Source organism: Verrucomicrobiia bacterium (assembly GCA_023953615.1).
Classification (GTDB): domain Bacteria; phylum Verrucomicrobiota; class Verrucomicrobiia; order Limisphaerales; family JADLHS01; genus JADLHS01.
This window is the reverse complement of record JAMLJH010000001.1, coordinates 1,669,451-1,691,538: the sequence shown is the minus strand read 5'-3', so window position 1 is coordinate 1,691,538 and position 22,088 is coordinate 1,669,451. Positions and strand designations below refer to the sequence as shown.

Annotated in this window: 20 protein-coding genes and 1 tRNA gene; 9 read left to right on the top strand and 12 right to left on the bottom strand. The window is 58.5% G+C overall.

The window, feature by feature from the left end; all coding sequences use genetic code 11:
• Window positions 1-17 precede the first annotated feature (17 nt).
• The gene (locus M9920_07135) at window positions 18-482 is read right to left on the bottom strand and encodes a PTS sugar transporter subunit IIA (protein MCO5052060.1); all 465 of its coding nucleotides are present in this window, start codon (window positions 480-482) and stop codon (window positions 18-20) included.
• Between the two features lie 235 nt (window positions 483-717).
• Here M9920_07135 and M9920_07130 point away from each other — a divergent pair, with 235 nt between their 5' ends.
• Window positions 718-2,772 carry a right-handed parallel beta-helix repeat-containing protein gene (locus M9920_07130; GenBank protein ID MCO5052059.1) on the top strand — a complete coding sequence of 685 codons (2,055 nt, stop codon included), beginning with the start codon at window positions 718-720 and terminating at the stop codon, window positions 2,770-2,772.
• 81 nt (window positions 2,773-2,853) lie between these two features.
• Here M9920_07130 and M9920_07125 read toward each other — a convergent pair whose 3' ends face one another.
• The 5 genes from M9920_07125 to M9920_07105 form a co-directional block, all read right to left on the bottom strand.
• Window positions 2,854-4,092, bottom strand: coding sequence for a class I SAM-dependent rRNA methyltransferase (locus tag M9920_07125; protein MCO5052058.1), 1,239 nt, complete (start codon window positions 4,090-4,092; stop codon window positions 2,854-2,856).
• Complete coding sequence (locus M9920_07120; protein ID MCO5052057.1) at window positions 4,089-4,493, bottom strand: DUF983 domain-containing protein; 405 nt, start codon at window positions 4,491-4,493, stop codon at window positions 4,089-4,091. The genes M9920_07125 and M9920_07120 overlap by 4 nt, the downstream gene beginning before the upstream one ends.
• On the bottom strand, window positions 4,490-5,509 hold the full coding sequence (locus M9920_07115) for a tRNA-dihydrouridine synthase family protein (GenBank protein MCO5052056.1): 1,020 nt from the start codon (window positions 5,507-5,509) through the stop codon (window positions 4,490-4,492). Before M9920_07115 ends, M9920_07120 begins: the two co-directional genes overlap by 4 nt.
• Before the next feature lie 22 nt (window positions 5,510-5,531).
• Window positions 5,532-7,004 carry a sodium:solute symporter gene (locus M9920_07110; GenBank protein MCO5052055.1) on the bottom strand — a complete coding sequence of 491 codons (1,473 nt, stop codon included), beginning with the start codon at window positions 7,002-7,004 and terminating at the stop codon, window positions 5,532-5,534.
• 114 nt (window positions 7,005-7,118) lie between these two features.
• Entirely contained in the window at window positions 7,119-7,793 is a 675-nt protein-coding gene (locus M9920_07105) for a response regulator transcription factor (GenBank protein MCO5052054.1), read from the bottom strand.
• Window positions 7,794-7,993: 200 nt separating this feature from the next.
• On the opposite strand from M9920_07105, the gene M9920_07100 reads away from it, so the two are divergent.
• From M9920_07100 to M9920_07080, 5 genes are all read left to right on the top strand, one after another.
• Window positions 7,994-8,290 carry a hypothetical protein gene (locus tag M9920_07100; GenBank protein MCO5052053.1) on the top strand — a complete coding sequence of 99 codons (297 nt, stop codon included), beginning with the start codon at window positions 7,994-7,996 and terminating at the stop codon, window positions 8,288-8,290.
• A gap of 23 nt (window positions 8,291-8,313) precedes the next feature.
• Complete coding sequence (locus M9920_07095) at window positions 8,314-9,324, top strand: UPF0236 family protein (GenBank protein ID MCO5052052.1); 1,011 nt, start codon at window positions 8,314-8,316, stop codon at window positions 9,322-9,324.
• A 128-nt stretch (window positions 9,325-9,452) separates the two neighbouring features.
• Entirely contained in the window at window positions 9,453-9,815 is a 363-nt protein-coding gene (locus tag M9920_07090) for a hypothetical protein (protein ID MCO5052051.1), read from the top strand.
• A 43-nt stretch (window positions 9,816-9,858) separates the two neighbouring features.
• A complete protein-coding gene (gene mtnA, locus M9920_07085) occupies window positions 9,859-11,004 on the top strand; it encodes an S-methyl-5-thioribose-1-phosphate isomerase (GenBank protein ID MCO5052050.1) in 1,146 nt (381 codons plus the stop codon).
• Complete coding sequence (locus tag M9920_07080) at window positions 10,989-12,023, top strand: hypothetical protein (GenBank protein MCO5052049.1); 1,035 nt, start codon at window positions 10,989-10,991, stop codon at window positions 12,021-12,023. Before mtnA ends, M9920_07080 begins: the two co-directional genes overlap by 16 nt.
• Window positions 12,024-12,080: 57 nt before the next feature.
• On the opposite strand, the gene M9920_07075 is transcribed toward M9920_07080, so the two are convergent.
• Window positions 12,081-12,155, bottom strand: a tRNA-Val gene (locus M9920_07075).
• Window positions 12,156-12,415: 260 nt separating this feature from the next.
• On the opposite strand from M9920_07075, the gene M9920_07070 reads away from it, so the two are divergent.
• From M9920_07070 to M9920_07060, 3 genes are all read left to right on the top strand, one after another.
• Window positions 12,416-13,060: a hypothetical protein gene (locus M9920_07070; GenBank protein MCO5052048.1), complete on the top strand. Its 645-nt coding sequence runs from the start codon at window positions 12,416-12,418 to the stop codon at window positions 13,058-13,060.
• Window positions 13,061-13,249: 189 nt separating this feature from the next.
• A complete protein-coding gene (locus M9920_07065; GenBank protein ID MCO5052047.1) occupies window positions 13,250-13,435 on the top strand; it encodes a hypothetical protein in 186 nt (61 codons plus the stop codon).
• Entirely contained in the window at window positions 13,432-13,947 is a 516-nt protein-coding gene (locus M9920_07060) for a ferritin (protein ID MCO5052046.1), read from the top strand. Before M9920_07065 ends, M9920_07060 begins: the two co-directional genes overlap by 4 nt.
• 70 nt (window positions 13,948-14,017) lie before the next feature.
• On the opposite strand, the gene M9920_07055 is transcribed toward M9920_07060, so the two are convergent.
• The 5 genes from M9920_07055 to M9920_07035 all read right to left on the bottom strand — a co-directional run bounded on the left by M9920_07055 (window position 14,018) and on the right by M9920_07035 (window position 21,892).
• Window positions 14,018-15,568, bottom strand: coding sequence for an insulinase family protein (locus M9920_07055; GenBank protein MCO5052045.1), 1,551 nt, complete (start codon window positions 15,566-15,568; stop codon window positions 14,018-14,020).
• The gene (locus tag M9920_07050) at window positions 15,565-17,103 is read right to left on the bottom strand and encodes an insulinase family protein (protein MCO5052044.1); all 1,539 of its coding nucleotides are present in this window, start codon (window positions 17,101-17,103) and stop codon (window positions 15,565-15,567) included. Before M9920_07050 ends, M9920_07055 begins: the two co-directional genes overlap by 4 nt.
• Window positions 17,104-17,608: 505 nt before the next feature.
• Window positions 17,609-18,388: a DUF1559 domain-containing protein gene (locus M9920_07045; GenBank protein MCO5052043.1), complete on the bottom strand. Its 780-nt coding sequence runs from the start codon at window positions 18,386-18,388 to the stop codon at window positions 17,609-17,611.
• Entirely contained in the window at window positions 18,385-20,406 is a 2,022-nt protein-coding gene (locus M9920_07040) for an LTA synthase family protein (protein MCO5052042.1), read from the bottom strand. Before M9920_07040 ends, M9920_07045 begins: the two co-directional genes overlap by 4 nt.
• A 415-nt stretch (window positions 20,407-20,821) precedes the next feature.
• Window positions 20,822-21,892 (bottom strand): hypothetical protein, encoded by a 1,071-nt coding sequence (locus tag M9920_07035; GenBank protein ID MCO5052041.1) that lies wholly within the window; start codon window positions 21,890-21,892, stop codon window positions 20,822-20,824.
• Window positions 21,893-22,088: the final 196 nt, after the last annotated feature.

The following is a 22,088-nucleotide window of genomic DNA, read 5'->3' as shown; positions in this document are numbered from 1 at the left end:
ATCCGTGGAACAAACGGTTACTTTTTCTCCTGATGTTTGATCGCCTGCAGCATGGCCGCCGCGTCCGGAGCATGTTCCAGGGTCTGACGAAATTCGGCTTTGTGGAGAATCTTGGCGATGTTGGCGAGCGTGTGCAGGTGTTTTTGGAACTGGCCCTGCGGCACCAGAAACAGCATGACGAGGGTGACCGGCTGATTGTCCAGCGCATCGAAATTGACGCCCTGCTTGGAGCGGCCCAACGCGCCGACGACTTCGGGGATCAAATTGGTGGAGGCGTGCGGAATACCGATGCCAAACCCGATGCCCGTGCTCATCGCCCGCTCGCGTTTCTTGACGACTTCCGCAATGGCGGCGCGATGTTCGGGTTGAATTTTCCCCGCCGTCACCAGGGTGTTGATCAGTTCATCAATGGCCTGCCAACGGTCGGTCGCTTCCAAATCCGTAAGGATTTGGTCTTTGGTCAAGATATCAGCTAATTCCATAGCGCCGTAACCTCATTTCGCCCGAAGATGCGCCACAATTCAAGGTTGAATTATTTTGAAAGCAACGATGGCAACACCACGACGTTCATGCGCTGTGGAAAAATCGGCGCGCGGGAACCACCCCGCCGCCCCAGTTTTCCGGAACGGCGCTTCAATTCTTTCAGGCGGGCCACGGCTCCGCAGCCTCGAATCCAAAGATTGCGTTGTCACGGGTCCTCGGTCTTTCATGTGTCTGATGAAACGCACGCTCTGTCTGCTCGCGCTGGCCACGACGCTGAGCGCGCCGGTGGTTGCCGCCGCCAAGCCAATGGAATTTCATGTGGCAGTCAACGGCAGCGACACGAATCCCGGCACGCGCCGGGCGCCGTTCGCCACTTGGGAATGTGCCCGGGACGCAATCCGCGCGCGGCGAGCCACGGCGGGATTGCCCGCCGGCGGCGTCACGGTTTTGATCCATCGCGGAGACTATCCATTTGCCACCAGTTTCACTTTGACCGCCGAGGACAGCGGCACGACGGACTCCCCGATCCTCTATCGCGCGTTTCGTCAGGACGAGGTGCGGCTCATCGGTGGTCGCGGGTTGGCCGCAAAGGATTTTGCGGTTGTAACCAACGCCGCGGATTTGGCGCGGTTGGATGCCGGGGCGCGCCGCCACGTCCGGGTTGCCGGGTTGCCGGAGTTGGGCTTCGCCAACCTCGGTGCGTTTCCCGATCAATTCAGCGGTGCGGCGTTGGTGCCGGAATTGTTTTTCAACGATCAGCGCATGACGCTGGCGCGTTGGCCCAACGTCGGCTGGGCCGAGTTTCATCAAGTGATCGAAAGCGGCCCGGCACCGTGGCGCAATCATGCGTCGGATAAATTGGGTGCGTTCACTTACGAGGGCGACCGCCCAACGCGCTGGCTGCAGGCGCCGGCTGTCTGGTTGCAAGGCTACTGGTGTTTTGATTGGGCCAGCGAAACGATCCGCATTGGCAAAATCAATCCGGCGGAACAACGCATCACTCTGGCGCGCAATCACGGGTATGGTCTCGGCGGCGGTAATCCCGGCCCGCGCCGGTTTTTCGCGTTGAACCTGTTGGAGGAACTGGATCAACCGGGCGAATACTTCATTGATCGCGCCTCCAATCGTTTGTTCTTCTGGCCGCCGGCGGTGTTAAAAGGCGCGCGGATGATCCTCTCGACGTTGCGCCAACCGGTCATTTCACTCAGCAACGTAACCCATGTCAGTTTGCAGGGACTGACGGTTGAAACTTGCGTTGGCGATGCGATTCAGATCAATGGCGGATCGGACAGCCGCATCATTGATTGTCGGGTGCGCAATACCGGCATGGCGGGAATTGTCGTCGCGGGCGGAGCGCGCCACCGGGTGGAGGGCTGCGATATTTTTGAAACCGGCACGTCGGGATTGAAGATGGGCGGCGGCGACCGCAAAACGCTCACGTCCTGCGGCCACGAAGCCGTGAACAATCACATCTATAATGTTTCACGCCGGCAACGCACGCATGCTTATCACGTGCATTTGAGCGGCGTCGGCGTCCGACTGGCTCACAATTTGTTGCACGATGGACCGCATCAGGCCATTGGCTTGGCGGGTAATGATCACTTGATTGAGTTTAATGAAATCCATCACACCGGCATGGAGACGGACGACTGCGGCGCGTTTTACATGGGGCGCAATCCCTCCGAGCGCGGGTCGGTGTTGCGTTACAATTTCTGGCATCACATCGGCAGCCAGCGGACGCACGGCAGTTGCGCGGTTTACTTCGACGACGGAGCGGGTGGACAAACGGTGTTCGGCAATGTGTTCTATCGCGCGGCCGGCGGTAGTTTTGGCGCGGTGTTTTCACACGGCGGCCACGACAACATCGTGCGCAACTGCGTGTTCATTGATTGCCCGCTGGCGTTGGGCAGCAGTCCCTGGCCGGACGCGCATTGGCGGGAATGGCTGGAGGGCGAATTGTGGCAGACCAAATTGCGCCGCGACGTGGACATCACTCAACCACCCTTTGCCGATCGTTACCCCGAAGCCCGGCGGCTGCTGGAGTTCGACGGGGCACCGCGGCGTAATTACGCAACCGACAACGTCATCGTCAACTGTGACGCGGTGCAGACCGGAAATTGGGAGCTTCGCGACAACCTCGTCACCGATCAGGACCCGGGCTTTGTGGACGCCCAACAACTGAATTTCCAACTGCGCCGGGATGCGAGTGTGTTCAAAAAACTTCCCGGATTTGAGCCGATTCCGTTTGCCGAGATCGGATTGCAACGCGGCGGGCGAACGCGCCGTTGAGCCGGCTTCGGCAACCCGGCGAAAGGCGAATGTCAGTTGGCGACCTGACGGAAGCCGAAAGCGGGACCGCAACCGACGACTTTATTTTCCGCCGCGCTCGCGCAAATAAATCGCTTTCAAATACGCCGCCTCTTTGAAAGTGGCCGGGTGATCCGGTGGCTGCCCCGTCGTTTGCCATTCGAGCAGACGCCGTTCAGAACGGCGGGCGGCCGCCCGGACCGCGCCGAAAAATTCTTCCTGGCTCACATGCCCGGAACAGGAACACGCAACCAAAATTCCGTTCCTTCGCAAGTGGGCGATGCCCGTGCCGGCCAGTTTTTCGTAGGCTCGAATGGCCCCGGCGCGTTCCGTTTCGCGTCGGGCCAGCGACGGCGGGTCCAGGATTACGAGATCGAATTTCCGATCCGGATTGCGCGCCAGCCACTGGAACGCATCAGCCTGGATTTGTTCATGCCGGCACGCGGCAATCGTCGGGTGATTTTGGTTTAACGCAAAATTGCGGCGGGCCGCGGCCAAAGCGTGCATGCTGAGATCAAGGTCCGTGACGGACGTGGCGCCACCTCGGGCCGCGTAGAGGGAAAAGCCGCCCGAGAAACTGAAAGTATTCAACACCGAGCGATGGGCCGCGAGCGCTTCGACTTGCCGCCGGTTTTCCCGTTGGTCAAGAAAGAAGCCGGTCTTTTGTCCCCGCCAGACGTCTGCCTCCAATCGCAGTCCGTGTTCCTGAAAAATAACGGGCGCGTCGCGTGGCGGCGCCGACCCGCCTTGAAACAAGATTTCGCCATCAGTCCGAGGCGCATCGGACGCGGCCAGCTTTCGACTCAAACGCAGGACGATCAATTCGGGATGCAGATGTTCACGAATCAAGTGAACGATTCCAGTCAGGTGTTCAAACCACGCCGCCGTGTAAATTTTCAATACGCAGGTTTGCTCGTAACGATCCAGAACAAGCCCCGGCCAGCCATCGCTCTCGCCGTTGATCAAGCGGTATCCGGTGGTTTGCGCGTCAAACCATTCGCGGCGGCACGCCAACGCGGCAACCAAACGACCCCGCCAGAAGGTTTCATCAATCGCCAGCGGTTTGCCCACATGCAGAATCCGGACGCGAATCGGTGATTGCGGATCATAAAAACCGATTGCGAAAAACTTGTCATTCCGATCATAGATCGCCGCCAGCTCCCCCGCCACGCCCGGTCGGTTTTGCTCACGAAGGCTCTCGGAAAAAACCCACGGATGCCCGGCGCGGATGGGCTTTTCCGCAGCCGCCGTGACGCGCAAACGCAGGCGCGGCGCGGGCGGGGGCGGCGGATTCGCGGTCATGGCGCCACGGATGGATCGTCTGACGGGGGCGCAGAATTTTTGTTGCCCCATTTGCGATGCGCCCAATGGTCAAGCCCGAGGCAGATGGCGTTGCGGTGCGGCACGGTGTAAAACAGTCCGCCGACCAGGAACACGATGAAGAGCACGAACCAGACGGTGTAGGGGTTGTAGAGTTTGAAATACAACATGGCGATCAGCGGCAGAATAAACAGCGCGCGATCCACGATGATGATGTAAACCCACATGTCGCCCTGATCCTGCATGAATTTCAATCCGCAAACGGGGCAATGGTCGTGCATGTGCAAAAACGTGCGATAAATCGCGCCTTCGCCGCATTGCGGGCAACGCCGCCGCACTCCACGCGACAGCACGGTTCGTAATTTAAGCGGGGCATCATTCATTCGACATGCGGCTCCAATTTCATGGGTTGATCGTGAGCGAGGTATTCGCGGCAGATATCAAAAAATTCCGCACGGGTCTGGGAGCGGCGGATGCGATGGAGAAAGTCCGGCGCCACGCCTTCGCCCAGGTAGTTCATGAATTTTTTCATGCGTTCACACTGCAATCGCTCCGGGGCGTCGAAGCTGGCCTGGGATTCCCATAATTCGCGGACGTAGGCTAACACCTCGTGGCCGGTCGGTAAAGTCACGGGCGCGCCGCGCAACTGTTGCCGGATCTGCTGGAACAACCACGGATTGCGGATGACGCCGCGGCCGATCATCAGCCCGTGCGCGCCAGTCTCCGCCAACAACGTCTGCGCTTGTTGCGCTGAATAAATGTGGCCATTGCCCAACACCGGACAAGACATGACGCTCACCGCAGTGCGGATGAAATCGTAATGCACGGGCAGGCGGTACATTTGCGCGATGGTACGAACGTGAATGGTCAGGACATCGAGCGAGTGTTTGGCGAAGATGGGCAACAGCGTTTCAAACTCTTCGATGGCGCTGAAACCGAGGCGCGTCTTCACGGTGAACTTGATGCGGATCGCATCCCTTAACGCGCCCAAAATGGAATCCACGCGTTGCGGATCGCGGAGCAGACCGCCCCCGGCGCATTTTCGGTACACGATTGGCGCGGGGCAACCCAGGTTCAGATCAATCGCTGCGACTGGTAATTTTTCCAGCTCCCGGGCGGTGCGGATTAATGACGGGATGTCGTTGCCGATCATTTGTGCGACGACGGGGCGTCCCGTGGGGTTCGCTTCAATATCGGCCACGATCCATTTCTCCAATCGCGAAACGGCGTGAACGCGAAAGTACTCGGTCCAATAAACGTCCGCGCCGCCGCGTTGCTGGATGAGCGCCCAAAATCGGGCGTCCGTGACGTCCTGCATGGGCGCGAGCGTCAGGATGGGCGCAGCGCCTTCGAGCAGGGCGTCGAAGGTCGCGCGAGCGGATGGAGCTTCAGCGGACAATGGCTCGACCAGTGGTTGACGACTAATCTTGGTTTTGGCGTTCCACCAGCCGACTGGTTACGTAACCCGCGCCAAAGGTGATGAGCGAGCCGATCAACACGTACCATTGCCAGGAGATGTTGAGGCGCAGCCAGACAAACAGCATGGCGAGGATGCCAACGACCACGCCGGTGAGGGCGCCTTTCGATCCAATCCGCCGCGTCAGCGCGCTCATGAGAAATAATCCCAGGATGGGACCGTTGGTGAACGAAGCCACGGCCAGCACGGCATCCACCCCGCGCCCTTTCATGGCGATGGCCACCATCGCCACGATGATTTGCACCACGCCCCAGGCGGCCGTCAGCACCCGCGAGACGTTGAGGTAATGCCGGTCCGACTTGTGGGGCGCAAACAACGGCCGATAAAAGTCCGTGACGGCTGAGGCGGAGAGCGAATTGAGCGAACCGGACAGCGTGCTCATGGCGGCGGCAAAAATTGCGGCCACCACCAAACCAATAAGCCCGATCGGCAGCTCGGTAACAATGAAGTGCGGGAAGACGCGATCCGCCCGGGCGGCCACGTCCGCCGGCAGCGAACCAGCTTTTTGATAAAAGATGTGGAGCATGACGCCAATCAGCAGGAAGAGCACAAATTGGCCAAGAATCACGAGGCCGCTGGTCAGTAGCGCCAGGGTTGCCTGCCGCGCATTGCGCGCGCTGAGGTAGCGTTGCACCATGAGTTGATCCGTCCCGTGCGTCGCCGTGGTGAGAAACGCACCGCCGATGACCCCCGACCAGAAGGTGTAATTGCGGCTGAGGTCGAACGTGAAATCAAACAGGTTGAACTTGTGCAATTCGCCGCCCACGGTGACGACTTCGTTCCAACCGCCGGGAATTTTACCCAGTAACACCAGCGCCGCCGCCACCGCTCCGACCAGATAAATGACCAGTTGGATGGCGTCGGTCCAAATCACCGCCGCCATGCCGCCAAGATAGGTGTAAATGATCGTGATGATGCCGAGGATGAGAATTGAAACCGGATCCGCCAGACCGGTCAGCGCCACCAGCACAATGGCGGTGAGGAACAGCCGGATGCCATCTGCAATCGAACGCGTCACCAGGAACAACGAAGCCGCCGTGCGCTTCACCCGTCCGCCGAAGCGTTGATCCAGCACTTGATAGACCGTGAACAGTTCCCCCTTGAAATAAAGCGGGATGAACAACGCCACGATGATCAATCGCCCGATGAGATAGCCGATGACGATTTGCAGGAAGGTAAAATCACCGCCGGTGCCGGTGGCATTAACCGCGAACGCGTACGCCGGCACGCTGATGAAAGTAACGGTGGAGGTTTCCGTGGCAACGATCGAACCCATCAACGCCCACCACGGCGTGTCTTTACCGGAAAGAAAATAGTCGCGGATATTGCGCTGCCGGCGGCTGAACCACCAACCGACTCCCAGAGTGCCCGCCATGTAAATGACGATGATGATCAGATCGAGCGGGTGGAGGTTCATGGGGCAATTATGGGGAACACCGGGCGCCAACCGTGCCGGCCTGAGTCAGCAATAAATCCCGCTTTGCGCGGCGGGCGCGGACGGAGGGAGATCGGAGGCCGGCAGCGCGCACGGTCAGTGTTTATCTTTTTCTTCGAGCGAAGAAATGCCGTTGGCGATGGCGAACTTGGTGAGTCCGGCCACGCTGTGGATATCCAGTTTGCGCATGATGCGTTCGCGATGCGTTTCCGTGGTGCGCACGCCAATGCCGAGGTCAACGGCAATTTCCTTGTTGCTCTTGCCTTCGGCGATGAGCGCCAACACTTCGCGTTCACGTTCACTTAATTTCGCCACCGGCTTGGTATCGTCGGCATCCGAAATGTATTGGTTCAACGCAATTTGGGCGACCGGCTTGCTGAAGTACGCCTCGCCGGCAAAAACGGCTTCAATGGCGCTGGTTAATTCCTCCGGCGGCGCGTCTTTCAACACGTAACCACGCGCCCCCGCCCGGATCAGGCGCAGCACCGGCTCGCGCGCGGATTGCATGGAAAGAATAAGCACTTTGACCTGGGGCGTTTCCTTGCGCAGCGCTTCGGTCACCGCCTGACCATCCATCCCCGGCATGGAAACATCCATCAAAACGACGTCCGGGGATTGTTCTTTCGTCAACTGGATCGCGTCCGGGCCGTTGCTGGCTTCGCCGACAATTTTCAGGTGCTCCTTGTTGGCCAGACAGGACATCAGTCCCTTGCGGACTACGGGGTGGTCGTCAACGACGAGGATTTTAATTTTCTTTTTACCTGCGCTCATGGGCCAAAATCCGAACCGACTTCAGGCGTTGCCCGATATAGGTAAGCGCAAGCATACCTTGCGGCGGGGCCGAGGCAAGTCTCCGTTCCGCATTTTACCCGAGCCGAGGGGTGTGATTGGAAGTGACGGTCAAAGGCTAATTTTTTGTAAGTGATTTAGCCCTGGCGCCTTGGAACGATTTTGTATATTTGAAGTGGTTCATGAACGATGAACGACCGAAATCCAAAAACGTTTCCCCTTCCCGCCGATCCCTGGAAGAGCGGTTGGCGCATCGGCCCGACGTGCTGGCACGGCTGCACGAACTGGCCGATACGCTCGACCAATCCGTCACCGACGACTGCACCGCCGATGAAGCCGAAGCGCGCGTGAGCGCGCAGGTGCGCCAATTGGCTCAGGAGCTTTTGGGCCAGTGGGCCCGCGAAGCCGAGGCCCACACCCAAGCCCAGGTGCCCCAGCGCCATCCGGATGCCATTCACTACGGTAAAAAAAAAGACTGACGTGGCAGACCACCTTTGGGTGGGTGGAAGTCCAGGAGACGCAATGGCGGCTGGGCCGGCGCGGCCGGTTGTTGCGCCCCTTCTGCCAACGGGCCAGGGTGAATCCGCGCGGCCGTTCGCGGCGGTTGCAACGGGCGCTGGTGGATTTCGGGGCCGAGGAAAGTTTTGCCCGCGCCGCTCAACGCGTGCGGGAACACTACGGGCTGGACGTGACGGCCACAGCGGTGCGCCAGCACACCTTGGCGCACGGGGCGCGGATCAGCGCCTTGGCCGTCACGCCGCCCAAACGCGCGGTCCGCACGCTGGTCACGCAACTGGACGGCAGTCTGATTCCCATCATGGTGCCGCCCACCCACAGCGAAGATCGTCGCTGCGGCAAACAACTCATCTGGCGCGAAGCGCGTTTGTGTCTGGCTCGGCCCAAAGACTCGGCCACGCCCTGCTACGGCGCCACCTTGGGCAGCGTGACGCTGGCTGGCGCGATGTGGCGGGCCACGGCCCAAGCCGCCGGGCTGGGCGCACGCACGCACGTCCATGGGGTGGGCGACGGGGCGGCCTGGATTCTCACCCAGTTCCAGGAACAGTTCGGCGCGCAAGGTGATTACTTGTTGGACTTCTACCACGTGAGCGAATACCTCGCGGCGGCCGCGACGGTGATTCACCCCAAAAATCCCGAACGCTGGCGCCGCCGCCAACAAAGCCGGTTGCTGGAAAACAAGGTGTCGGCCGTGCTGCGGGCGTTGACTGCGCACCTCGAACCCGAAGGCGTGCCGACCGCGCCCGTGCGGGCGGCGTACCGCTACTTGAGCGAACGGCGGGCGCATCTGGACTATGCGGGCGCACGGACGGCGGGACTGGAGATCGGCTCCGGCGAGATTGAAAGCGGCCATCGGCATGTGATTCAACAACGGCTCAAACTGGCGGGCAGTTGGTGGAAGGAAACCAACGCCGAAGCCATGCTAGGCCTACGCGTGGCCCGCGCCAACCAACTCTGGTCGCGCTACTGGTCCACGCCAAAACTCGGCCTCAATTGACCGTCACTTCCAATCACACCCCGAGCCGAGGCGCCGCTTGACTTGACCGCCGGATTCGGAAAACCTTGAAGCGTCGTATGCCGGGCAAGAGCAGAAAGAGTCGTAAAACTCGCGAACAAACGCGGGCCTTGGACATCCAAATCCAATTCATGGAAGGCGTCGTGCGCCGCGATCCGCGCTACATCGAAGCCCTGCAACTGCTAGGCGACAACTACACCAAACGCGGACGCTTCAGCGAAGGGCTGGGCGTGGACCAGCGCCTCGCGGAGCTTGAACCGGACAATCCGCTGGTCTTCTACAATCTTTGCTGCAGCTACTCTTTGCTGGATCAATGCGAGGCAGCCGCGGACGCACTGGAGAAAGCGCTGCAACTGGGCTATCGGGATTTCAAATGGCTCGCCAAGGACCCGGATCTGGAAAATTTACGGGCGCACTCGCGCTACCAAAAAATTCAGGTCGAGATTCAGCGCATCAAGGTCGTGGAAAAATAATCGAAAACTGGCGCTCGTCCCGACCGCGCCGTAGGCTGACCACATGCAGGTGACCGTCAATGGCAAAGCGCGCCCTTTTCGCACCGTCACTTTTGACGCTTCACTGAATCAAGTCCGGCTCATCGAACAACGGGACTTGCCGCACGAGTTCAAAATCGTCGCCACAAAAACTTTTCGTGAAACCGCCGCCGCCATTCGCGACATGGTGGTGCGCGGCGCGGGCGCCATCGCCGCCACCGCCGCCTACGGACTCGCCCAAGGCGCGACGGCGTTTCGCGGGGCGGATCGGAAGCGGTTTTTCCAACACGTTCAATTGGTTTATCGCACTTTGAAGAACGCGCGGCCGACGGCCGTGGACCCGGTGAACGCCATGGACGCGGTGCGCGCAACCATGCGGCGTGGAAAATCCGTGGCGGAACAACAGGCGCTGGCGCACGCGGCCGCCGAGGAGTTTGCCAATACGGACGTTCACCACTGCGAAGCCATCGGACGCCAGGGCGCCAATCTCATCCGCGACGGCATGCGAATATTGACTCATTGCAACGCCGGCTGGCTGGCGTTCGTGGATGTGGGTTCAGCAACCGCGCCTTTGTACGCTGCTCAAGCGGCGGGACGTCATTTCCACGTGCTTTGTAACGAAACCCGTCCGCGCTCGCAGGGCGCGACATTGACCGCGTGGGAATTGGCGCAGCAACGTATTTCGCATGAAATCATCGTGGGCGGCGCGGCTGGACCTTTGATGCAGCGCGGCGAAGTTGATCTGGTCATTGTGGGCAGCGATCGCACCCTCGGACGCACGGGTGAAGTGGCGAATAAAATCGGCACTTACACTCTGGCGGTGCTGGCCCAGCGCCACCGAATCCCATTCTACGTGGCGATTCCGCTCTCGACGCTGGATTGGCAATTACGGCGCGGCAGCGAAATTCCCATTGAAAACCGGGCGGCGGCGGAAGTACTTGGCGCTTGGGGCGTCCCCGCAAATCCGACCGTCAAACCGACGACTGGAAAGCGGACGCAACGCACTTATATTCGCGTGGCCAATCCCACCAGTACCGCGCGGAATCCGGCGTTTGACGTGACCCCGGCGGAATTGATCACGGGCATCATTACGCCGGTGGGAATTTTCAAACCTGCGGAATTGTGGAAGCATCGAATCCAGCTAGGCTACAAGACATGTACGGAAAATTGATCGCTCTCGCCCTGGTGGTTTTAGGTGCGGCTCAAGGACGCGCGGCCACGCCGCCAGTTTTGCTCAGTGCCATCACGAACTCCGTGGGGCTGGTCACCAATGGCGGCGGCATTTGGGAATCATGGGCCATCACGCGGGCCTATTCGAACGCCATTCCCACCAACCTGCCCGCGCGGTTGTTGACCAATGAAGTGTTCCTGCGCCGCTACCGGACGGAATACACTTTTACCAATCGGACTTTTCAGGGTTATCAAACCGGAACGCTGGCCCATTTGATCTGGACGAACTTCATCGCCCACACCAACGGACGCACCCTGCGCATCTGGTCGCAGCGCACCCATCCGCCGGGCTGGCCCAAGACGCCCCCGGTGGTCGAATGGAATACCAATAGCGTAATCTGGGGCATGCAAGGCATCACGGGCTTGAGTCCGTGTTGGGAAGGCGAGGGCAATTCCGGACAGGTGCCGTTGACCGTGTTGACGCGCCGGCACGTTTATACCCGCGGTCATGGTTTTGGCGCCGATGGATTCAATCCCGATCACAACGGTCAGCGCGCGTGGTTTTTCACCCGGGACAATCGTCGGATCGAAGCCACCATCAAAATGACCGTGGTGCGGACGCAGGCGCCCTCGAAGCGCGATTATTCCATCCTGCTGCTGGATCGCGATTTGCCTGACGATATCGAGCCTCTGGCGGTGGCATCGGTGGAGAGCGTGAAGGAATTCTACGCGCCACCCAGCTTCGGTCCCGCGCCCTATCCGCTGTTCCAAACCGAGCAAGGCGGAAATGTCAGCACCGGCGTATCGCCGCTGACCGTGAACACTTGGAAAGGTGGCGATTCCGGATCGCCAAACCTGATTCCGTTACCGGGGCGATTGGTATTCATCAGCGGCCGCTCGACTTCTGGTCCAAGCCGAGAAATGCAGGAAGACATGGATGAGCTGTGTCGTCGCGCCGGGTTGGATCCGGTCCGATACCAATTACGCTGGGTGGATTTGGGGCGGGTGCTTCAGGATTAAACGCGGGTGCAAAATCTGTGCAAGATTTTTGAAAACCTGCATTTTCCTTTGGAAAAGTGGTGCGCGCTGTAGGTTTCGAACCTACGACCCCTACCGTGTGAAGGTAATGCTCTACCACTGAGCTAAGCGCGCGCTCCGACCCGGCGCCTGTCTGCTTCTTGAGCCCGAGCGCCATGACCGGAGCATCGGAAAAAACGGGTGACGACGCAATCTGATTCTGATTCTTGATTTTTCCAAAGGCACTTTGGTTTCCGAGACGTTCAATGCGGTACCCGTAAAGACAAGCGTGGCGAAGTGACGAATGGTGGTAGCCCAGGGTAGATTCCGATGATTTGCTGTGATTTGGCCTTGCCTCGAATCTGATCTTGCACCAAACCATTGACGCCCATTTTATGAAGAGCAAGCGGCATCCACATTTTGTTCTCGTCTTGTTGATGTCTCTTACAATCGCATCAACGATTGCGCGGGCGGAACCAGAATCTCCCCATTCCATTTCTGACCCGGACAAAGCAGCCAGCCAAAGGCTACTTCAGGCTCACTGGGAAAAAGCTCGCAAGGGATATTTGGAAGTGACCGTAGGCGGACTGCACAATGGCGTCACCACCGATGGGCGTCAGGTCAAAAATCTGATGTGGGTGGGCATCCTTGGCCGCACCAATCTTGTCGCTTACAAGCCACTCCCCAAACAAGCATTCGATGCGCAATTATTTGACGCGAATGGGAAAGAAATAAAAAAGACCTTTTTCGGACGACAACTGGGCAAACCTCTTCAACCCGACAAGAAACTTCTGGATGGCTCCTACGCAACCGATATATCGGCGATGTTTGGGCAATCTCGCGAACTGGTATTTACTTATGGTGCCGGCGACCAGCATCTGTGGGACTTGGAGTTGATGAAGATGTTCAAAATAGTCGAGCCGGGGGATTATCGCTTGCAGGTAACAGTCAGATTATTTGTAAGAGATACGAATGGAGTTTTTAGTCCGTTCATTCTACCTCCAGTCAACACTTGGATAAAGCTTTCCGGTCGCCGTTGAAAGAAGCGTGTTGGGCTGGTCTCGAATTGGGCGCTGCGCATGGGCGCAAGTTTGCGGTGGTTGATAAAGACCACTGGCAATCAACACTCCAGCGAACGGTGGCGCGGCGGACGGCGGGTGCAAGCACCCGACAATCTTTCGCAAATGACCGGGAGCGCGAAGCCTTTGTCCGACGTAGTTTTCCCGCCCATGAGCGCGAAGCAATTCCAGCATTTCATGCGATTCCATCAGCAACTCGCCGATCGGCGCCGCAATCCGCCAGCGGCCCGGACTCCGAAAGCCGCCAAGGTGGATCGGGCTTCGACCGCCGCGGCGGCGGCGAAAGAATGGCTTGCCGGAGCCGTTCGGCAGCAGCCATATTCGCCGTCGGTATGACGCCGCTCATCTCGAAGAAAGTTGCTGCCGCGCTGAACGCGCAAGTCGGCATGGAATTTCTCGCTTCGCTCCAATACGAAGCCATCGCCGCCTGGTTCAAACTGGAAGGTTTGCCGCACTTGCACGTTCACTTTACCCGCCAAGCCGCCGAGGAGCGCGAGCACGCCCATCGCTTCATCAAGTATCTTCTGGACGCGGGCATCAGCCTGGATCTGCCGGCGATCACCGCGCCGCAGTGCAAGTTCAAGTCCGCAGTGGAAGCCGCACGACTCGCCCTGGACAGCGAGTTGCAGGTCACGGATTCCATCAAAAACATTTTGACGCTGGCGCAGAAGGAGGGTGATCCCTTCACGCAAAATTTCCTGCAGTGGTTCATCAAGGAACAACTGGAGGAGGTTTCCTCGGCTGACGAATTGTTGCAAATCGTGCAACGCGCGGGCGAGAGCGGCTTGATGTTCGTCGAATACTACCTCGCAAACAAAAGCGAGAAGTCCGACGAAGCGGAGGATTGATCCCGTTTGAAAAATACAGACCCCAGCTCCATTCGGGACTGGTGATCCTGGTTTTAATTTCCGCGCCGCGTCATTGGCGCATCGGCACGAGCGTCAGCGGATCGCGCAATGGACGATCGTGAATCGCCCCCAACGCGTCCAGCTTCACGTCGTGGTTCGGATGACCTTTGAGAATTTCCTCCTTGTCGCCGACGACGAGAATAACGAGACGGTCCGGGGTGAGATATTTTTGCGCCACCCGTTGCACGTCGGCTTGGGTCACGGCGCGCACTCGGGCCGCGACGTTTTGCCAGTAACCGGGGTCCGTCTGGTAGCGCCCGGTAAATTCCTCGCTCGCCAACATGCCGACGATCTGGCCTTTGGATGCAAAGCTGCGCGGCAGCCGGTCAATGAAACCGCTCTTGGCGTTCTCCAGTTCTTCCGCGCTGACCGGTTCGGCGGCCATGCGTTTCATTTCCTCGAGGATGATGGAGGTGGCGTACGCCACGGTGCGGGATTTGGATTGGAAGCTCGCGCGAAAGTACGAAGGGAAATACGTGCCGCCCGGAAAGGCCGAACCCACGGCGTAGGCCAGGCCTTCATCCGAGCGCACGCGATTCACAATGCGCGACGTAAAACCGCCGCCGCCAAAAATCTCATTCATGATGAGGATGGAGAAATAATCCGGGTTGTCGCGCATGATGCCGGGCAACAGCATCGTCACCCGGCCCTGATTCACGTCCTTGTTCACCAGATAAATGCCCGCCGGCGACATGGTAACATCCTGCGGAATGGGCGGTGGCGGCGAATCGGTCCAGGGCCAGTTGGCGAAGAGCTGTTCGAGTTTGGTGATCATGGTGGCGCGGTCAAAATCGCCGCTCGCGGTGACCACGAAATTTGACGGGAAAAACCAACGGTGATGAAAGGCCATCAGGTCGTCCCGCGTAATGGCTTCCAGCGAAGCGGCCGTGGCGTTGCGATTATCCCAAAACTTGTCGCCGTAAGCGAGATAGCCGGTTTCCAACCGTTCGATATTTGCCGATTCGTCGTTGCGCTGCTTCATCGCCTGCAACGATTGTTGCTTGTAAAGCGCGAGACGATCCTCCTGAAAGCGCGGTTGGGTCAGCACTTCACGCAAAATCGCCAAGCCTTCATCCAGGTCTTTGGAAAGAAGATTCAGGGAGACGCTGCCTTGCGCGCTGCCGATGCTGGAGGCGAGGTTGGCCGCCAAAAAAGCCAATCGCTCATCCAATTCCTGAGCGGTGCGCGTGGTGGTGCCGGCGCGCGTCAGCAGATAGCCGCACATATCGGTCAGTCCTTCCTTGCCTTCGGGTTCAACCCAATCCCCCGTGTGTACCGACAGGGTGATCGTCACCAAGGGCAACTCGCGATCTTCCGCCACGTACGCCACCGGCCCGCTGCGCAGCGGAACGCGGTAGGTCGCCGCGTGGGGCGGTTGAAAGTTGAACGGAGGGAATTTCAATTCCTCGGGTCGCTCGGGAATCTCCGGATACCGTTTGATGTAATTGACTTCCGGGCCGGTGGCGATGGCGGGCGCGCTGGATTGCGGCGACGTCGTGCGGCAGCCGCCGAGCAATGAGATCAACAGCGCGGCAGTTCCGAAGTAAAAAGCGGCTTTCATGACTTGGGATTTTTGGGAGTTTCCGCCTTGCGCACGTAAGTGGCCACGGCGCGGTTTTCAGGGGTGAAATACGTTTTGACGATCCTTTGCACATCCGCCGCGGTGACGGCTTGATACTTGGCGGCAGCATCATTGATTTCGTGCCAGTTGCCCAAACCATCGTATTGCAACAACTGCATCAAGATCGCCATGTTCGAGGACAACTTGCGATATTCGGCCGCGGCGAAATTATTTTTCACCTTTTGCAGTTCCTCGGCGGAAACTTCCTCCCGCGCCAGTTTATCCAGCTCCGCATAAATCGCCGCCTCGACCTCCGCTGGCGTGCGCCCCTCCTTGGCTTCCCCGCCGATGTTGAAGAGGCCCGCCCATTTTTGCGAGCCTTGCCACGCCCAGGTTTGCGTGGCGAGATCATTGGTCAACACCAGTCCCTTGTATAAGCGACCGGTGCGCGTCGAAAGAATCTGCGCCAGAATGGAAAGCGGATACGAATCTTTGTGTCCGAAGGGAACGGTGTGCCAAAGGATGTCCACCTGCGGATTGGCTTCCGCCTCGGCGTTCATCCGTTTCTCGGCGGGTTGCTTTACCTCCAGCGTCACCACGTCGGGCGCGTCCTTGGCCCCGCGCGGAATCCGGGCGAAATATTTTTCCGCCAGAGTCGCCGCCGGTCCTGCTTGGAAATCCCCCACCAACACCAGCGTGATATTCTGCGGCGCGTAATACGTGGCGTAAAAGTCATCCGCCTGCGCTTTGGAAATGGCCGGAATGTCCGAAGGCCAACCGACCGTCGGCCAGCCGTAAGGATGCGATTCCCAGAACATGGCGTTGAAGGTTTCCTCAAATTTTCCCAACGGGGTGGCTTCGGTGCGCATGCGGCGCTCCTCAAACACCACGTCGCGTTCAGCGTAAAATTCGCGGAATACTGGGCGCAGGATGCGTTCGGATTCCATCCACATCCAGAGTTCGAGCTTGTTGGCGGGCACGCCGATGAAATAGGCCGTCATGTCGTCGGAGGTGAAAGCATTCATGCCGGCGCCACCCGCGCGGTTGTAGATGCGGTCAAACTCGTTCTTCACCAGAATTTTCCGTTGGGCGGCAATCAGTTCGTTGAATTGCTTTTCCAATTCCTGGTAGCGCGGCGAGCGGTGCTCCGGTTTGAACACGTCATCAATCTCTCCGGCGCGATACTCCGCGCGCATCCTGGTTTCCTCCGTCCGCATCTGGTCGCGCAGTTTTTCCTGGGCGGCGATGATTTCCACGTCCTGGGGAAAGTCCTGCGTGCCGATGGTTGGCGTGCCTTTGAACATCATGTGCTCAAACAGGTGGGCGATGCCAGTGATGCCGGGGCGTTCGTTGGCGCTGCCGACGTGCGCCACCCAACCGCCGGCGATGGAAGGATCGTCATGCCGCTCGACCATTAAAAGGCGCATACCATTGGGCAGCGTCTTTTCGATGACCGGAACTTTTTGAGCGCAGATCGGGAAACTGGCGAGGGCGAAAAGCACCCCGGCGCCGCAGAGGATTTTTTTCAAGCGCATATCAGGAATCGAGTTTCAATGAATGCCGCAACTGTGCTTACGGTAGTCAGCTTCCCACGAAGTGCCAGAAAAATTCCGGAGCGCGACCGGTCCCTGGTCGCAGCGCGAAACCACGAATAGCGGCCTCGGAAGATTCGATGCCCATCGGTCTTGCGAAGTGCTGCGGACGGAGACCAGAGAACAAGATTGGACGACGGGCCATTCCTACCAGACTTCGCAACGAATGTCAGCCAGTTTATCACAAGCGATTAAGAATGTTTCTGTAACCTGGTCAGGAAGCGGAGTCGTTCGGAGCGCGACCGGTCCCCGGTCGCAGCGCGAGACCACGAATAGCGGCCCCGGAAGATTCGATGCCCATCGGTCTTGCGACGCGCTGCGGACGGAGACCGTCCGCGCTCCGGCACCGGTTGAACTTCCGCAGCAAACAAGATGCTGACATTGCGGTTGAGGCCGATCAAATCCAAGCGGGCCAGTTTGCGGCGCAGGGCGGCGGCGGACCCGAAGCTCAAGGCGCTGTGCGATTCTCGTCCTGCGAGGTCTCGTAGCTGAGCAGATAGTTGGCGCGTGTGACCCATTCCACATGACCATCGCAAAACACGACGTTGCTGCCGCGATCCCCATGATGGTCACTCGGGTCCGGGTAATTGTTGTGGCCGACGAAGCCCTCATCGGCATCCACCATCAACCAGATGCGCGCCGGGCCGGGCACGGTGCCCTGCAAACCAAACGCGGTATTGCGGTGAACATAGTTTTGTATCGAACTCAGCGATTTCCTGATGCCCGGCGTCTGAACCATTTTCCCCGCGACAAGAACCGGCGTGGTGTTGCTCCCGTACACATTCATAAAACCGAACACTTCGTAACTGGTGCCGGGACCGCGCTTGTCCATCGCGATGCGACTCAAATCCGTTAGTTGCGGTTGCAGGTCGGGCAGGTTGTAAAAAATATCCTCTGGCCGCACCCGGTTTGACGTGGAGGGACAAACGAACACTCCCAACGTGTTCACGTGCGCGGGGTAGAGGTAGTTGAGGTTATCATCCGCATCACTGATGGTGGCGGAAAGATCGTTGTGCGCGGACTGTTCCGCATAATCCAGCGCTCCCAAACCAAGCTGGCGAAGGTTGTTCAGGCAACCGGTGCGCCGGGCCTTCTCCTTGGCGCTGGCGAGCGAGGGCAACAACAACGCTGCGAGGATGGCGATGATCGCGATGACCACCAGCAGTTCGAGCAATGTGAAGCCTCCCGTGCGGGAGTACCGATGCGCAGCGGGGTCGAGGAGATTCATTGTGGGATTCCTTGGGTTTTGTCCAGCGTGATGACGGCGTGGCCGTCGTCACGGGGACGGAAGTCAGCTTCCGGCCAGATGCGATTCTCGGCGAGCAATTGATTGTAAAGCCACAACTCTCCCACCGCTTCACGCAAACGGTGGCGAAGATCGGATGGACTTTCCCCAAAGCGATTCAGACGCTCCTGGGGATCGCGGGCAAGGTCGAAGATGAACTCGCGACCCGTCGCATTATGAAATACGTATTTCCACGATGCCACCCGCGCCACCAAGTACAGTCCATCGTACGATTGGAGCATGACCGCCGCGCGCGGCTTGGTTACCGGTTCAAACACGGATCGTCCCGTGCAGTGGTTCCGGGCCTGGATGCCACAGAGGTCCAGCAGCGTTGGGGCCAGGTCCAATTGTGAGAACGGCCCGCCTTCGATGCGTTGCGGCGCCAATTTCCCGGGCCACAAAATCAAACACGGAACTCGAAAGGACTCCTCAAAAAATCCCGATTGAAGGCTGCTGACTCCATGCTCCGCCATGGGAATGCCGTGGTCGCCAGTGATCACCACGATGGCGTTCGTGCCGTAGGCCGACTGTTCCAAATTCTCCAAGAAGCGTCCGATCCCACGGTCCACCAAGCGCAGGGCGTTGGCATACCATTCCGCCTTGGAAGTTGGCTGAGGGAAGGCCTCGCAAAAAGAACGCGGCAATTGATCGTACGGACTGTGACTCGAAATGGTGGCCAGCAAAGCAAACAAGGGCTTGGGGGATTCATTCTGGCGGCCTGACGCTGGATTTGGGTCGCGTTCCCGCAACCACGCGAAGAACCGATCGTAGAAGGCGTCGTCGCGGATTCCCCAATTCCAGAATAGCGCCGGGTCCATCGTTTTGGTGAATTCTTGATCCATCGCCTGGATGAATTCGAAGCCACAGCGGCGCATAAAGTCACCCGTCCCGGCAAAATCAATATCCTTGTACGCTTGGAAGAAACGAGTCTCATAGCCCGCTTCCCGGAAGAGCGTCGGCAGTGCGCGAATCCGGACCTCCCCGTAGTCATTTGCCAGATTGCCGGACAGGGTTGGGGGCAGCGAGGTCAGAACCGCTTCCTGTCCCTTGAGCGTGTAGGTGGCATTACCGTAGAAAGGTTCAACCCAGGCGCCGTTTCGGATGGCCGCTTGAAAGTGGGGCATCAAAGGAGTCCCATCCGCCGCGTGCTCATCCACAAAACGCGCGTTGAACGACTCAATCATGATCACGAAGACGTGCGGCCGATCCGCCGGACCCGTCACGGCGGTGGGAGGGATTCCCGGTTCGCGGACATAAGGAAACTCGGCCAAGTCTTTAGTGGAAACGGTCAGGCCAAACTGCCGCAGACGGAAGGACTCGCCCCAAGCGCTCCGCGCCAGCAGCGTTGCGGGCTCCAGCGTCACCGGTCCCCAGATCACGAGCAGCAACCAACCCACGCCACATCCGCAAGCCGTAAGCCATGACCTCCGGCCCAATTCCAGCGCCCGGCGGAACATCGCGGTTTTCCACTCGATCAGCCAGAGGCCGGCATAGGTGACGGCCAAGGTCAGGTAACTTCCCGGTTCCAACTGATCGCTCACCACGACCCAGGCTTCCGCGTGCCGCAGCTCGTGGAAATGATCCGCCAGCAATGCGAAGGTCAGCGCGGAATTGGTTTTCCAGTTGTAAAAGCACAACGTCACGTAGCCGAAGAGCGCCAAAACAATCAGCGCGGACGCCACCCGTCGCCCCATCGACAACAATCGCCGCAGCGCACCGGCCAACAGTTGCAGACTGACCAGACCTACCGCTACCTCCACCAACTTCACCAAGTGGGTGTAAGCCGCATCCTGTACCGCGAACCGGCTGGCTTGACTGACGTTCTGCGCGAGCACGTACGTCAGGTAGATCACCGTGAGCACCAATTCCGGGGCGAAGCGACATGCCCACCCCTGAAAGCGCAACCAACGCCGCCTCCGAATAGTCAGATCGTTCCAGTCGGAGTAGTTGTTAGATTCCACGATCTCCATAACAACATCCCCCCGCCGAGTAACATGAATACACTTACCACCACCAGCGAGGTGTCCAGCAGACGCGGGTTTAATCCCAGCCAGCCAAAGACTGTCCCTAGGCAGGGGCACGCTTGGCCGTCACCAAACGTGGTCCGGAAAAGATGGTAGAGTAGGAAGCAAAATCCCGTCCACATCACCAGAGAAAGAGCGACTGCACGGTTCCGCAACCGCCACAAGCTGGCCGCAATGCACACTTCCAATATGCCTACAAAGAGTAGAACCAATCGAAGGTTAATACCCAAGACCGGGTCCTCCTGCTCCAGTATCCCGGCATGTCCAAACAAGCTGATCAATTTTAGTAGGCCAGTGATAGCTAAAATACCGCCACAGACCCTGAGTAACCAAGCAGTCAGGCGTACGACATTCATAATATCTTACCTTTATTTGCTTCTGGTGCTCGGCGGCGCAATGCCAGCACCAATGTGCCGCCCGCAACCACTACCAAGAGAATGTACAGATAACGGATCTTGACTCCGATGGGCTTAACCGTGGAAGCATCTGGAACCTTTACCAGTTTACCGTCCATCTGTTGGAAAAAGCCTTCGGGTTTGACAATCAAATTTGCCCGAAACGGCGCCGCATCCGAAAATACCGTCGGGAGGAATTGCTCTTTGGGCATGACTCCGGCCGTAAAATGAAAGTCCTCAATTAAATAAACCATGTGAGGAATTTTTTTAGTGCCTGAGAGCTTAAAGGTCCGAATCTCTCGAGGCAGACAGGGCAACTTGGCCTCGGAATCCAAACGGTACTCGATCAAATTCGTACGAACTGGCCCTTTTGGTCCGTGCGTCACATATTCCAGTCGGAGGGGCAGTCCCGCATCAGAGAACTCCAACACTTCACCGCGAATTTCCCAACCCGCGCGCCCAACGTCCTTATTCGTATCGGAAACCTCCACGCCCCCACTAGGAATTTCCCAAATGGGTCGTTTGACGGCTGCCTGAAACCGGTTGCCATCTGTCGCAACCAAGGTTGTTGGATCCGCGTTCAAAATGCCCCAACACAAAACCTCGTCTCTCACGCTCTGCCCCATACCAATCGGAAACGACAATAACATGTTGGTTCGTAAATTCATTTCTGCCTCCTCAACAAATAGATCGTTCGCCTGCACCATCCATCGCGTATCGTTGCCATAGCCAGCCACATACATGCGACTATTGGTATAGTTCGCCGCGTCCGCGTATTTTGTCAGTTCCCGGAAGAAAAACCCACCGATTTGAGAACGAATCTGGTACTTATCATCATTTTGATGTTTTTCACCCGTCTGATCAAAAACCTGCCGTTCAAGAAGCATTGAAACTGAACGGCTTTCGTGAACCATCCGTGCCCAGCGCGCCGTTTCAGCCGGGGTGGCGGATACACTGGAGCCGGTCATCACCATCGCCGCAATCATCGCGAAGAACACTGAGCACAGACTGCTACACTTCAAGTTCATGATTCTTTTCATGTCATCGCCTTTTGTTTGTTAATTTTCTACGCTTCCACCCCCACGCGGAGAACGGAGAGCAAGATTGGACGACGGGCCATTCATACCAGACTTCGCAACGAATGTCAGCCAGTTTATCACAAGCGGTTAAGAACGTTCTCCTACCTGGTCAGGAAGCGGAATCGTTCGGAGCGCGACCGGTCCC

Coding starts and splice junctions, on each gene's coding strand:
- M9920_07135 (MCO5052060.1), bottom strand. CDS start 482: ATGGAATTAGCTGATATCTTGACCAAAGACCAAATCCTTACGGATTTG.
- M9920_07130 (MCO5052059.1), top strand. CDS start 718: ATGAAACGCACGCTCTGTCTGCTCGCGCTGGCCACGACGCTGAGCGCG.
- M9920_07125 (MCO5052058.1), bottom strand. CDS start 4,092: ATGACCGCGAATCCGCCGCCCCCGCCCGCGCCGCGCCTGCGTTTGCGC.
- M9920_07120 (MCO5052057.1), bottom strand. CDS start 4,493: ATGAATGATGCCCCGCTTAAATTACGAACCGTGCTGTCGCGTGGAGTG.
- M9920_07110 (MCO5052055.1), bottom strand. CDS start 7,004: ATGAACCTCCACCCGCTCGATCTGATCATCATCGTCATTTACATGGCG.
- M9920_07105 (MCO5052054.1), bottom strand. CDS start 7,793: ATGAGCGCAGGTAAAAAGAAAATTAAAATCCTCGTCGTTGACGACCAC.
- M9920_07100 (MCO5052053.1), top strand. CDS start 7,994: ATGAACGATGAACGACCGAAATCCAAAAACGTTTCCCCTTCCCGCCGA.
- mtnA (MCO5052050.1), top strand. CDS start 9,859: ATGCAGGTGACCGTCAATGGCAAAGCGCGCCCTTTTCGCACCGTCACT.
- M9920_07080 (MCO5052049.1), top strand. CDS start 10,989: ATGTACGGAAAATTGATCGCTCTCGCCCTGGTGGTTTTAGGTGCGGCT.
- M9920_07070 (MCO5052048.1), top strand. CDS start 12,416: ATGAAGAGCAAGCGGCATCCACATTTTGTTCTCGTCTTGTTGATGTCT.
- M9920_07065 (MCO5052047.1), top strand. CDS start 13,250: ATGAGCGCGAAGCAATTCCAGCATTTCATGCGATTCCATCAGCAACTC.
- M9920_07060 (MCO5052046.1), top strand. CDS start 13,432: ATGACGCCGCTCATCTCGAAGAAAGTTGCTGCCGCGCTGAACGCGCAA.
- M9920_07055 (MCO5052045.1), bottom strand. CDS start 15,568: ATGAAAGCCGCTTTTTACTTCGGAACTGCCGCGCTGTTGATCTCATTG.
- M9920_07050 (MCO5052044.1), bottom strand. CDS start 17,103: ATGCGCTTGAAAAAAATCCTCTGCGGCGCCGGGGTGCTTTTCGCCCTC.
- M9920_07045 (MCO5052043.1), bottom strand. CDS start 18,388: ATGAATCTCCTCGACCCCGCTGCGCATCGGTACTCCCGCACGGGAGGC.
- M9920_07035 (MCO5052041.1), bottom strand. CDS start 21,892: ATGAACTTGAAGTGTAGCAGTCTGTGCTCAGTGTTCTTCGCGATGATT.